The 12,794-nt window shown below is 46.7% G+C and carries 14 protein-coding genes; 11 read left to right on the top strand and 3 right to left on the bottom strand.

The window, feature by feature from the left end; translation table 11 throughout:
- Positions 1 to 6 precede the first annotated feature (6 nt).
- The 8 genes from G9G57_RS17365 (at position 7) to G9G57_RS17330 (ending at position 4,988) form a co-directional block, all read left to right on the top strand.
- Positions 7 to 654 carry a helix-turn-helix transcriptional regulator gene (locus G9G57_RS17365; protein ID WP_164965304.1) on the top strand — a complete coding sequence of 216 codons (648 nt, stop codon included), beginning with the start codon at positions 7 to 9 and terminating at the stop codon, positions 652 to 654.
- Between the two features lie 97 nt (positions 655 to 751).
- Positions 752 to 1,075 (top strand): YtxH domain-containing protein, encoded by a 324-nt coding sequence (locus tag G9G57_RS17360; protein WP_164965303.1) that lies wholly within the window; start codon positions 752 to 754, stop codon positions 1,073 to 1,075.
- Positions 1,076 to 1,285: 210 nt separating this feature from the next.
- Complete coding sequence (racE, locus tag G9G57_RS17355; protein WP_044785484.1) at positions 1,286 to 2,095, top strand: glutamate racemase; 810 nt, start codon at positions 1,286 to 1,288, stop codon at positions 2,093 to 2,095.
- Between the two features lie 119 nt (positions 2,096 to 2,214).
- On the top strand, positions 2,215 to 3,468 hold the full coding sequence (locus tag G9G57_RS17350) for a M14 family metallopeptidase (RefSeq protein WP_164965302.1): 1,254 nt from the start codon (positions 2,215 to 2,217) through the stop codon (positions 3,466 to 3,468).
- 136 nt (positions 3,469 to 3,604) lie between these two features.
- On the top strand, positions 3,605 to 3,871 hold the full coding sequence (locus G9G57_RS17345) for a hypothetical protein (RefSeq protein WP_017425861.1): 267 nt from the start codon (positions 3,605 to 3,607) through the stop codon (positions 3,869 to 3,871).
- Between the two features lie 207 nt (positions 3,872 to 4,078).
- Positions 4,079 to 4,381, top strand: coding sequence for a heme biosynthesis protein HemY (locus tag G9G57_RS17340; protein WP_013370462.1), 303 nt, complete (start codon positions 4,079 to 4,081; stop codon positions 4,379 to 4,381).
- Between the two features lie 23 nt (positions 4,382 to 4,404).
- Positions 4,405 to 4,626: a DUF1450 domain-containing protein gene (locus G9G57_RS17335; protein WP_013370463.1), complete on the top strand. Its 222-nt coding sequence runs from the start codon at positions 4,405 to 4,407 to the stop codon at positions 4,624 to 4,626.
- A gap of 92 nt (positions 4,627 to 4,718) precedes the next feature.
- The gene (locus tag G9G57_RS17330; protein WP_013370464.1) at positions 4,719 to 4,988 is read left to right on the top strand and encodes a hypothetical protein; all 270 of its coding nucleotides are present in this window, start codon (positions 4,719 to 4,721) and stop codon (positions 4,986 to 4,988) included.
- A gap of 92 nt (positions 4,989 to 5,080) precedes the next feature.
- Here the strand turns inward: G9G57_RS17330 and G9G57_RS17325 are convergent, their stop codons facing one another.
- Positions 5,081 to 7,063, bottom strand: a complete 1,983-nt coding sequence (locus tag G9G57_RS17325; protein ID WP_019686893.1) for an LTA synthase family protein — start codon at positions 7,061 to 7,063, stop codon at positions 5,081 to 5,083.
- Between the two features lie 187 nt (positions 7,064 to 7,250).
- Entirely contained in the window at positions 7,251 to 8,411 is a 1,161-nt protein-coding gene (locus G9G57_RS17320) for a THUMP domain-containing class I SAM-dependent RNA methyltransferase (RefSeq protein ID WP_013370466.1), read from the bottom strand.
- A gap of 156 nt (positions 8,412 to 8,567) precedes the next feature.
- On the opposite strand from G9G57_RS17320, the gene G9G57_RS17315 reads away from it, so the two are divergent.
- Positions 8,568 to 9,212, top strand: coding sequence for an O-methyltransferase (locus G9G57_RS17315; RefSeq protein WP_016819706.1), 645 nt, complete (start codon positions 8,568 to 8,570; stop codon positions 9,210 to 9,212).
- Positions 9,213 to 9,317: 105 nt separating this feature from the next.
- Here the strand turns inward: G9G57_RS17315 and G9G57_RS17310 are convergent, their stop codons facing one another.
- A complete protein-coding gene (locus tag G9G57_RS17310) occupies positions 9,318 to 10,538 on the bottom strand; it encodes an MFS transporter (RefSeq protein ID WP_013370468.1) in 1,221 nt (406 codons plus the stop codon).
- Between the two features lie 231 nt (positions 10,539 to 10,769).
- Between G9G57_RS17310 and hemE the strand changes: the two genes are divergently transcribed.
- Together hemE and hemH are read left to right on the top strand one after the other, a co-directional pair.
- Entirely contained in the window at positions 10,770 to 11,816 is a 1,047-nt protein-coding gene (hemE, locus tag G9G57_RS17305; protein ID WP_164965301.1) for a uroporphyrinogen decarboxylase, read from the top strand.
- Positions 11,817 to 11,848: 32 nt separating this feature from the next.
- Positions 11,849 to 12,790 carry a ferrochelatase gene (gene hemH, locus G9G57_RS17300; protein WP_164965300.1) on the top strand — a complete coding sequence of 314 codons (942 nt, stop codon included), beginning with the start codon at positions 11,849 to 11,851 and terminating at the stop codon, positions 12,788 to 12,790.
- The last annotated feature ends 4 nt before the right edge of the window (positions 12,791 to 12,794 follow it).

Here is a 12,794-nt window from a genome sequence, read left to right as displayed (position 1 = left end):
GCAAAAGTGACGGATAAGTATATCGTACCCGAAATGCCCACTAGGCGCATGATCTTGACACTATTGAAAACCCAGGGACCTGTGGGCGTCGGAAGCTTGGCAGCTCAATTGGGCATTACCGAAATGGGGGTGCGCAGGCATCTCAAATTAATGGAGCAGGATGGTCTGATTGTGGCTACGATCCTGAGACAGGCGATGGGACGTCCGACGTTTTTGTACAGCCTGAGCGATCAGGGAAGCGAGCAGTTTCCTCGTAATTATGATCATCTATTACTGGAACTGTTAGAGGAGCTGGATGAAAAGCAGGGAATGGAAGCTGTACACTCATTATTTGATGGTAGAAAACGTAAAATGATGAAGCGCTACGCCCCTCACATCGAGAGTGAGTCTACACTAGCTTCACGTGTAGAAAAGCTTTCGGGCATCCAGAACGCTTCAGGTTATATGGCAGAGTGGCGTGAGGAAGAGGATGGAAGTTACTCTATTATGGAGTACAATTGTCCTATCTCTCAGATTGCCAATCGTTACCGCAAGGCTTGTGAGTGCGAACAGCAAATGTTTGAGGAGCTGCTTGATGCCGAGGTTGTCCGTGAGGATTGTTTGGCGGATGGAGGCCGTTGCTGCTTGTATCGTATCCGCTCCAAAAATAAGTAGAAATTTTTCTGGCTTGTTCTCTGTATCATGACAGGCTCTCCATGCTTATAATGCATTAACAGATGGGCATTCGCCCGGGCACAAGGGAGAGATGAATATGAAGGAGAACTACAAAAGCTTTATCCGTGGCGCGTTGGCAGGCAGCATTGCTGGTTCGGTTGCTGCGTTGTTATTTGCTCCTAAGTCAGGTCGCGAGCTGCGTCAGGATATTACAGACCAGGCGCGTCACGTGAGTGACAAGGGGCAGGAGCTTGCAGGGAGAATTTCAGACACCTCCATGGAGTATACTGACAAAATTAAGGAAACAGCCTCAGCCGTCATTCACGAAATAGGTCAATGGCGTAAAAAGAGTAATATTGTTCCAGAGGTTAGCATTTCATCCGTGCCTGATCAAGAGAATACGGAAGAGGATGCTTTGTAACTGTCCGTATATCGTAGGTGAAACAACTGACTATAACTTGAGTTTGTGGCTTCTCCCGTTGGGATGAAGCCTTTTTGTTGATCGCTTCCTCGTTTTAGGGTAATCTTTGGGGGTACCTTTTACGCCAATACGACATAAAGTATGTAGCAACGGATAGATTTCTGAGATGAAATAACTCATATTTAAACCAAAAAAGGAAGCGGTGTGTACGTGCAGCAAGCGATTGCAATATTGGATTCCGGTGTAGGAGGTCTGACGGTTGTTAAAGAAGTCATGCGTCAGCTTCCGCGGGAAAAAATCATTTATTTTGGAGACACTGCGCGCACCCCGTATGGTCCCCGACCATCGGAAGAGGTTAAAAAATTTACAGAGCAAATGGTTGATTTTCTGATTCAGTTTAATCCGAAAGTCATTATTATTGCTTGTAACACAGCAACGGCTGCGGCATTAGAGTATATAAGCCAAAAGGTATCCATTCCGGTGATCGGAGTTATCCACCCTGGGGCTCGTGCTGCGATCAGCGCGACCGCTACCGGGTATGTCGGGGTGATCGGAACTGTCGGTACGATTCGAAGCGGAGCATATACAACTGCGCTCAAGCAGTTGTCTCCCTATGTAGACGTGGTGAGCCACGCTTGCCCTGCACTTGTGCCTTTGGTGGAACAAGGGTTGTTCCGCTCCGAGACAACATCGCAGGTTGTGGAGGAATCATTGAGACCTATTCAAACGTATCCGATTGATTGTCTGATTCTTGGGTGTACGCATTATCCTTTTTTGAAGGAAACGATTCAGGAAGTCATGGGTCCTGCGGTGAAGCTCATTAGCTCGGCAGATGAAACAGCGCGAGAGACAAGTACCATTTTGTATAACAAGGGCAAATTGGAGGCCGGGGACGAAACGCCAGTGCATCAGCTTTTTTGTTCCGGCGATCCAGAGTTGTTCCAGCGCATTGCCGCACAGTGGCTTGGGGAGCAGATTCGGCAAACGCCTGTTGTCTGGCAAGTCACTCATCTGGATTAACGAGACAACCAACTTTTTTGTCATTGGACAAAAGAAGTTGGTTGTTTTGCTTTTCGCTACATCAAGACACGCAGCGTCTGCATAACATGCAGTAAGGCAGATGGAAGGGGCGTAGTAAGATGAGGGAATATATCGTTCAAAAAGGAGATACATTGCACCGGGTCGCCTCGGCTTTTAAACTATCGGCGGATACTTTGATCGCAGATAATCCGTGGGCCGCCACGCAACCCTATCTGATTTGTGGTCAATTGCTATATATTCGTCCGTCTACGGATCGCAAATACGTTATTCAGCCTGGGGAGAATGCAAGACAGATTGCCAAACAGTTCGGTGTAGAGCTTGATGAGCTGCGGCTCGCTAATTCGGGACTTGCGGAGCATAATTTCGTGGAAGGAAAGATAATTATCATTCCTGAAGACCATCGGGATCAGATTGTACGGTTACGTGGAGAGTATAGCTATGAAGATTTAATGGAAGACCTGAAGGCATTGGTCCACAGATTTCCGTTTATTGAAATTGGCAGCATTGGCACCAGTGTCATGGGGAAGGATATCCCTTATATACGGATTGGGCAGGGAACGAGGAAAATTCATGCCAACGCTTCTGTACATGCTAACGAATGGTTGACGACACCTTGTTTGCTGCGTTTTATAGAACAATATGCACGAGGGATTGATGGGGCTGAAGGACGGGATGCTGAGCAACTTCACGATGAATGGAGGAAACCGACAGGAAATCCATGGGTGTATGGAGGCTCTCCGCAGGATTTAATGGAGCATACATCCTTGTGGGGGGTACCAATGGTCAATCCAGATGGAGTGGAGCTGGTGCAACAGGGTGTACTCCCAACTCATCCGCTGTATCATGAACTCAGAAAATGGAATGAAGGACGTGCTGATTTTCGTGGCTGGAAGGCCAATATTCGCGGTGTTGACCTCAACGATCAGTTTCCGGCGTATTGGGAGGAGGAGGTGCGCAGACGCGGTAAAACAGGTCCGTCTCGACGAGACTATGCAGGACCTGCACCTTTGTCTGAGCCAGAGTCCAAGGCCCTTGCCGATCTAACGGAGCGCGAACAGTTCGACATGGTATTATCCATACACAGCCAGGGACAGGAAATCTATTGGAATTATCGAGATCTAGAGCCTAAGGAGAGCCGAGATTGGGCATTGCAGCTGGCTGCCGCAACAGGGTATCGGGCGGTAAAGCTGGGGGGAAGCGATGCAGGGTATAAGGATTGGTTTATACAGCGGTTTGGTAAACCGGGATTTACCGTTGAAGTCGGTCTGGGCGTAAATCCGCTGCCTATGCGTGATTATGAGGATATTGCAGCAGAAGTTGGCATGTTAATGGCGACGGTGCTGTCATGGTAACAGATCGGGCCTGCTGAAACGTATTGCATCATTTACACGTATTAGGAGGAGCACGTTTTTTACACGTGTTCCTCTTTACTTGTCCCTTCCATAGGGTATATATACTTAGGAGCATTGGAAATGGAGTGAACAACCTATGAAGTGGAAAAAACTACTATCTCTCCGTCAGTGGTCACATGTATTTCGTCGTATCCCCCGATTGATTACCTCTTCGAGGATTCCTTTGGGTGAAAAACTACTTTTTGCGGTGCCTGTATTGCTTTATTGGATACTGCCTGATGTCATGCCATTTATGCCCATCGACGACATTGGTGTGACGTTATTGCTTATGAATTGGTTCGTCACCCGTGCTGAACGAAAATATCCTGATGTGATTGAAAAACAGCACGTACGTGTTCGATAGATGTAAACTTATGATTTTCGTGATTGCGATTTTTTGCGATTTTCTTTACAATAGGAATATTGCCTTGTGCTATGCTGCACAACTTCTTTTCATCAAGGAGAGGGGCTAATTTTTGGAATTGTTGATTTTATCCGCTAGGTTGTGTGGTGTGGATATATTTCCATCGAACCACATTTCATTTAATGAATATGAAGGAGATGAAGTTTAATGAACTGCAAAATTACTCGTAATGCAGCTAAAGTATTGAAGCTTGAATTGGATAAAGAAGAGAACCAAGGGAAGAGCCTGCGCGTTGTTATTACTCATGCTCATGGAGATCATGCTCATTATGGGCTAGATTTGGACACGCCTAAGGAAACAGATACTGTTGTATCTACAGATAAAGGCATTGATGTAATTTTGGAAAGCGGTCAGCCGTTGCTGGATGGTGTGAAAATTGATTACTTGTACTTCCCCGAAGAAGGATTTGTTATTACTAACCCTTCCCAAGGTAATCACGGCGACCACTAAGCCGGAGTTCGGAGGGATGACAGATGGCCAATGATATTCGCGTATGTGATGAGTGCAATCATATCCGCTTAAAAACGATCTTGCCTAAGTTGAAAAAGATGGCACCCGATGCCGAGATCAAGATCGGTTGCAAATCGTATTGCGGTCCTTGTGGAAAACGGGCGTTTGTGTATGTAAATGGACGTTATGTGAGTGCGGCCACAGAGGATGAAGTATTAGAGAAGGCTGCACGCTTTATAAAATAGTTAGAGTGCGCAGCGTTTTATCTTTTGAATAGTTCCCCTCCTTCTGATCCATGCTAATGGATGTAGACCATGCCCAGAAGGAGGAGTGAATCATGGCCCAATATGATTCCAATCTCGACAATCACAGTGTCGAGGCTCAAACACAAAACTCGGTGGACAAGCTCCATAATGCCGTGTCTCAGGCATTGTCACATCCGGCTGAGCAGCTGATTGAGCAAGCGGAGCAATCTCGCACTCATGCAGAGCATGCTATACAGCAGGCAAAGGATAGCCTTGGTGACGATGCAGTAGAAGTTGCTGAGGAAATGCTTGGTGAAGAGGTACAACGTCTTGATCAGGCTAAAAAAACGTTGCGTTCCTGAGTATTTGTTAATGGTAACAAGCGCAGTCCAATGACTGTCAATACAAAAATCCCGATCCACAGCCCTAACAAGCTGATGGATCGGGATTTTTGTTATTTCTTGGCTTCAGTCTCCCATTCGCGAATAAGATCATATGTGATGACCTGATCGGATATGTTCAATCGATTGAGAGCCTCAGTATAGCCCGGCCCGCAGGCGTTCACATCTGTAGGTTGTCCTGTGCTCAGATTGTAACAGGTTCCCTTGGAGAATGTACCATCCTCAGATGGAATGTAATACACTCGTCCATCCGTGAAAGCACCAGTACGCAGCACAACCATACGAGGTTTTCCGCTAAACAAATCGTTACCCATAAAATGATATGGTTTTGTAGAAATCCCAAGTAGATGCATTACAGAAGGCGTTAGATCCAGCTGTCCTGCCGGTTCTGTATACGTGCCCGCCTGACTTCCGTCAGGAAGATGCACAAGTAATGGCACCTGATTCATGATTTTCTGCATGTCCAAATCTGTAAGTGGCTTGCCCAAAAACTTTTCATACAGTGCTTTGTCTTTAATGGAATTGTCGTGATCCCCATAGAACATCAGGATCGTATTATCCCACAATCCGTCTTTCTTCATCTGATCTACCAATTCACCCAAAGCCTCATCCACGTAATGGACGGATTTCAGATAGTCTCCGAACATCGTACCTTCAAACTCGCCAACATCCAAATCTACAGCGTCAGGTGACAGGTTGTACGGATGATGGCTCGAAATACCGACCATATAGGCGTAGAACGGCTGCTTCACTTCGGTTGTGAGATCGTTGAGCGTTTGTCTAAAAAAGGATTTGTCTCCCAGGGACCAGCCGAGGGGCTCATCTATTTTAAAATCCTTTTTACTGTAGAACTTGTCATAGTTCATCGCCTTATACATTGTGTAACGGTTCCAGAAGCTGCTGTCGTACACGTGAAACGCATTAGGACTATAACCTGTATCCTTCAAGATGGAAGGCAACGTATCGAATTTATGGTCCGCATAACGGATAAATACAGAACCCGTAGGGAGCGGATGCAGCGAAGCGTGGGTAGAGAAGTCTGCGTCCGATGTACGACCCTGTGCAGTTTGATGGAAATAATTATTGAAATACATACTTTCTTTCGTCAGTTTGTCAAAGTTAGGCGTAATTGCTTGACCGTTGATCTGTTTGCCGATAAAAAAGTTCATGAACGCTTCAGCTTGGATGACCATCACATTTTTGCCCTTATACTTGCCGTAGAGATCATTTTTTACCTGAAGTAATTTCTGGTGTTGATTGAACCATTCTTTATCTTTATCGGATTCCACCTGAGCCAATGTAGGCTGTGGCCCAAGATGGTCCTGACCGTAGCGGTAGATATCATATCCATGAAATCCGATCAATCCGGTTACGTTGTACAAGGCCATTGACCACCAGTTGCCGACAAATATGCCGGTTGCCCAAGTAGAGGTATATATTTTGATCGGTCCAAATGTCAAAACATAGCCAATCAGGAAAGCCAATGCCCCCTTGGAGAAGCGAAACAGAAATTTTTTTGTGAAAGAGCTTCGTGATGCTTCCAAGTAATGATCATTCGTTGTAAACCGACGCCGTAACGAAGCCACGAATATGACATACGGAATGAATAAAATCCAGTCTGCAAAAAAGAAAATATCCCACCAGTACATAAGGGATGCGATGCTTCCACCCAGAGAATCAACTTGTCCAGCTTGAAGCAAAACGGGAATCGTAATGAAATCCTGGAAATACCGATAATAAACCATGTCGGAATAAATGAGCGCGGTGAGCAATATATCGAGCACCACAAGAGCAATCAAACGTCCGCGACGTGGCAACCACAAGGTCCAGAAGCTTACAAGCAACAGCGACCCAATAGCAATGACATAATCCAGCGGATTCATGTCGATATTTTGGGCATGCAGGTTATAGTGAATCAGTACAAGCTTGCCAATCATAAGTACAAAAAACAGAACTAAACCGAAATATTGAGACAGCAGCAGTCTGCTGAACATGTTACCAGTGCGTCTTGCACTGGTCGTGCGAATAACCAACACTTTACCCCCTCCGGCAGAAATGTTCGGCTAGTATAAACTACACATTAACGTAATGTTAAAACCGAAATGCCTTTAATTATTATAGCGCTCATCCTGCGCATTTCAATGATTAAGTAAAGAAAATACAGCACAAATGAGGCCAGGACAACGAACAAAGGGTTCGTTTCCTGGCCTATAGCTCGAACATTTAGGACTGCAACGGTGAAGTATCTTTGCGGCGCGGAGGCAGAGGACCCAGATACTGATAGTATTGGCATTCAATTCGGCCGTTAAACAGCTTACGGCGCTTGTCGGCTTTGCGGCCCCAATAATGCTCAAATTGCTTGGTGGAGCTGATGGCAAAGAAGGACCAAGTCTTCATTTCGGCTGCCGTGCGTGCAAGTGTACGGATCAGCTTTTCCACCTCGGCTTGCTCGCTCAGTCTTTCGCCGTAAGGTGGATTTGTAATCATCACACCATACTGGCCCTCAAGCCTAACCTTGCTGGCAGGCAGTACCTTTAGTGAGATGTCTTTAGCAAAGCCTGCTGCTTTTACAGCTGCTTCAGCAACTTGTATAGCGCTAGGGTCGATATCGCTACCTGCAATCTCAAAAGGAATGTCATCACGAGTCAGATCCATCGCCTCGTCGCGAGCCTGATTCCATAATTCTCTGCCAATGACAGGCCAGTCTTCCGAGTTAAAGGTACGTCTCAGGCCTGGAGCAATGTTCCAGGCTTGCATAGCAGCTTCGACCAATAAAGTACCGGAACCGCAGCATGGGTCATAGAAGGGTCGATCCGGGCTCCAGCGACTAAGCTGAATAAGAGCGGAAGCCATTGTTTCTTTGAGAGGCGCCTCTGTAACAAGCTTGCGGTAGCCTCGTTTGTGAAGTCCTGGACCAGTTGTGTCCAGCGTTATCAGCGCACGGTCATTCAATAGGATGACCTCAATGACGTAACGAGGACCATCTTCAGCAAACCAGTCTGTATGGTAGGTTTCCTTGAGCTTTTCTACAATCGCCTTCTTGACGATTCCTTGACTGGCTGGTACGCTACTAAGCTGTGATTTGTGTGAACGTCCCTCTACAGGAAATTCACCATCTACAGGAATCCAATCCTGCCAAGGCAATGCTTTGGTACCCTCGAACAGCTCGTCGAAGGTAGTAGCAGCAAATTCGCCCATTTTAATAAGAACGCGGTCAGATGTGCGAAGCCACAGGTTGCATCGGCATATATCCTTATAATCTCCGGAAAAAACGACGCGGCCATTCTCGACGGTCAGATCCGTGTACCCCAGTTCTCTGAGTTCTCGGGCCACAACGGCTTCCAGTCCCATCGGCGCAGTTGCAATTAGTTGCAGTTGAGTCATTAAACGTATTCACTCCGTCTCATAATCATGTAAGCTTGGTTCAATCCCTATAGTATAGGTCATTGTACTCGAAGAGACAAATCGTTAAGGCAAATAATTTACGAAGGACACCGCGTCCAACCTGCGTTATGATAAAGCAAGAAGGAGAGATGAAACGTGGAAATCACACCTAATATGACACCTGAACAATATGTAGACCAGCTGGTACAGGAAGATGAAGCGCTGCGCAACATTAGGGAGGCTATTGTTAAAGAAGGGATGCCGGAGGTATCGGTTGCTCATCCCTATGGAAAGTTGTTGACCTTTCTCATTGAAGTCTCTGGTGCACAGCAGGTACTGGAGATCGGAGCATTAGGAGGATACAGTGGATTATGCCTAGCCCGTGGGCTGGGAGAGAAAGGTCGCATCGTGTCTCTGGAGCTAAAAGAGGCGTATGCAGCGCTGGCTCATCAACATCTGAAAAACAATGGCTACGGTGATCGTGTCGAGTATCGTATTGGACCCGCAGTGGACAGCCTGAAGAAGCTTCAGGAAGAAGGAAAGACTTTTGATTTTTTCTTCATTGATGCGGATAAGGAAAATTACCCAGTGTATCTAGAGTATGCGATTGCACTGGCCAATCCAGGCGCTATAATTGCCGGAGATAACTGTTTTCTTCGGGGACGGACACTGAACACAGACAAGAACGGACCTGCCGTGCAGGCCGTGAGACGTTTTAACGAAACGATAGCGACGGATACACGGCTAGTCAGTACGCTTTTGCCAGCTTATGATGGATTGGCATTGGCACGAGTGAAGTAACGGGCGTCCCTAAGTGAAGCTATACCAAAAGAACCTCCTTATCCACAGTAACGTGGAGCGGAGGTTCTTGTCTGTTAAGGCAGGCTGTCCTACCTGAAGGTTGTCTTACCTGAAATGAGGCGTAGCCTTACGATCAAAAAGCTTCATACGTACCCAGATGATATTGACGATCAGCAGCACACCAGACATAATGAACAGTCCTTCGATGCCGATAAATCCGGAAAGCACTCCGCCAATGACCGCACCCAGCATATTCCCGAGCGCCAGCGAACTGGTATTGAATCCGAAAGAGCGGCTTTCCATTCCTTCAGGTGTATAGGTGCGAATCAGCGCATTTACGCTTGGTAGCAGACCGCCCATAAACACACCCATGAAAAAACGGATAATGACAAGCTGCCATACTTCATTGACAAAAGCTTGCGGAATGAGCATAATCGCCGTTCCAAGTAGTGCAATGGTCAAGATCTTGTGTGCTCCTATTTTGTCACTTAATCGTCCAAGGAGCGGTGCGGCTACCATATTGGATACGCCTGTAATAGCGGTAACGAACCCGGCAACCAGTGCAATTCCTTCTGCCGAGCCATATAGCTTTTGCACATACAAAGGTAGCAGAGAAACTGTACTGATCATGGCAAACTGGAGTAAGAATGTCACGGTGAACAAAGCCGGAAGCTGGGGCGTATGGCTTAGCTCCTTTAATCCGGCAAGAACCGAAATTTGTGGAATTCGCGCGGCCTCCGCTTTGCTGAAATTTTCTTTAACCAAAAACATTGCCATTAGAGAGGCTAGGAAAATAAGAGCTCCTGTAATGTAAAAGATCGGTCTGAACCCGACCCAGTCAGCCAAAAATCCGCCTAGCAAAGGGCCGAGAATTGTGCCAGCCATTTGACCGGACTGCATAATTCCCATAGCAAAGCCGGTTCGCTCTTTGGGAGTGGTACCCGACACTAGGGAAATAGAAGCCGGGTTGAAACCCGAAATTGTACCGTTTAGCAGGCGAAGCGCCAGCAGTTGCCATGGGTGGGTGACCAAACCCATACACCCGATGACCAGAGCCATACCAAAGCCTGAGCGAAGCAGCATGACTTTACGTCCATATCGGTCGGCCAGCTTGCCCCATAATGGCTGAAATATAAACGAGGTCAAAAAGTTAGCTGCAAAAATAACTCCTGCCCACAGTCCTATATCGTGCTCGCCCTTCACATGGAGGTCTTGAGCCAAATACAGGGCAAGGAACGGAGTAATCATTGTAATTCCCGCATTGACCAGAAACTGACCGAACCAAAGCACAATGAGATTGATTTTCCACGTCTCCCACGTTTTCAATGTGCTTTCACTTCCTTTCTGCCATTCTCATCCTGTTGTAAAGGTACTTATTCATGTATAACTTACCCGGAGCTTTAAAAAAGCCATTTCTCTAGTATAGCACACTTCATTGAAACTTTATCCAAATGTCATGGGTTTGTCATGGTTTGTTTGAGAGCGGCGGTTGTTACGACTCTTGAAAAAGGGCATAATAAAATATAGTATTTATGATTCGAACTGGAGGCTGAAGTCATGACCTACAATGATACTTTTATCCGCGCTTGCCGCAAGCAAGCTGTGGATCATATTCCCGTATGGTACATGCGGCAGGCCGGAAGGTATGACCCTGAGTATCGCAAAATTAAGGAAAAATATACGCTGCTTGAAATTTGTCGCCAGCCTGAGTTGGCCGCAGAAGTGACGTTGATGCCCGTCCGCAAGCTTGGGGTGGACGCTGCAATTTTATATTCTGATATTATGAATCCGGTAGCCTCGCTAGGGGTTGGTTTTGATATTGTCAAAAATATTGGCCCGGTTATTGATAATCCGATCCGGTCAGATGCAGACGTAGACAACTTGCGTCCGATTGATGTAGAACGCGATTTGGGTCATATTTTGGAAACCATCCGTATTTTAGACCGTGAGTTGAACGTGCCATTGATCACGTTTGCTGGAGCGCCTTTTACTATTGCCAGCTATTTAATAGAAGGAAGACCCTCCAAGGGATATATTCGCACCAAAGCGATGATGTATGGAGAGCCTGAACTGTGGCGTCGTTTGATGGATAAGCTAGGGGATATGGTTATTACATACGTGCGGGCCCATATCGCTAACGGTGGTAAGGCTTTTCAATTGTTTGATAGCTGGGTAGGTGCACTCTCGCCTTATGATTTTCAAACTTTTGTGTTGCCGACCATTGTACGTATTTTCCATGAGTTATCTGATCTGAATGTGCCTAAAATTTATTTTCCGGGCGTAAGCTCTGGTGAATTGCTTCCGCATTTGAGCGGGGTAAAAGCCGATGTGATTGGACTGGACTGGCGGGTAAGTATACCTGAAGGCCGTCGTCGCTTGGGTAACAGTTTTGGAGTGCAGGGCAATTTGGACCCTTATGTACTTACTGCGCCGATGAATGTGATCAAGCAGTATGCAAAAAAAATTGTAGATGAAGGCATTCTGGAGCCGGGCTACATTTTTAATCTTGGTCACGGCTTATTTCCTGAAGCCTCGCTAGATAAGCTAAGAGAGCTTACCGATTATGTACATGAGTATTCTCGCTCTGTTTTGTCAAAGAACTAAATACAACTAGAAAAGATAAGAGGGATCTGCCAATGAAAACCAAAGTGGGTGTACTGGTCATGTCCTACGGGACGCCGGAGAATCTGGACCAGGTTGAAGCGTATTATACACATATTCGCCGTGGTCATGCTCCCTCACCGGAGCAGTTGAAAGAATTAAAAGATCGCTACGAAGCCATTGTGGGCGGCGTGTTTCCGTTGCGTCAGAACACAGATCGACAGGTTCACAACCTGCAGGAAACCTTAAACCAGGAAAATCGCAACCCGGACATAGAATTTGTCTGTTATCAGGGGCTCAAACACGCCAAGCCGTTTATTGAGGACGGTGTCGAAGCGATGGTGCAAGATGGCATTCGTACGGCGGTGGGTGTCGTGCTGGCTCCGCATTATTCCGTTATGAGTGTAGGCTCTTATATCAAGCGTGCACAGGCTAAGGCACAGGAACTGGATCTGGCCATATCGTTTGTGGAGAGCTATTATCTTCATCCAAAGCTAATCAAGACGCTGACTGAGCGTGTGAATGCGAAACTGGCGCTTTTTGAAGAAGCGGGAGCCAAGCGGGACGAAGTTCGTGTTCTGTTCAGTGCGCACAGCTTGCCTGAGCGGATTTTGGCTATGGGTGATCCTTATGTGGAGCAATTAATGGCTACTTCGCAGGCTGTCGCGGATAAGGCGGGAATTACCAACTGGCAGTTTACGTGGCAAAGTGCCGGCCGTACAGCAGAACCATGGCTGGGACCAGATATTTTGGATACCATGCACAGTCTGAAGGAAGAGCAAGTGGAGTATGTGCTGGCTGCGCCAGTCGGCTTTGTTTCTGATCACTTAGAGGTGTTATACGACCTGGATATTGAAGCACAGGCTTTGGCAAAGGAACTGGATATGCGTTTTCAGCGTATTGATTCACTCAACAGTGACCCACTGTATATGGAGACGCTTAGTGATGTCATCATAGACCAATGGAAAAAGGGATGAGGAC

The organism is Paenibacillus sp. EKM211P (assembly GCF_011066175.1).
Taxonomy (GTDB): Bacteria; Bacillota; Bacilli; order Paenibacillales; family Paenibacillaceae; genus Paenibacillus; species Paenibacillus polymyxa.
Note: the sequence above shows the minus strand (reverse complement) of the source record. Positions and strands in the feature narration are given on the sequence as shown.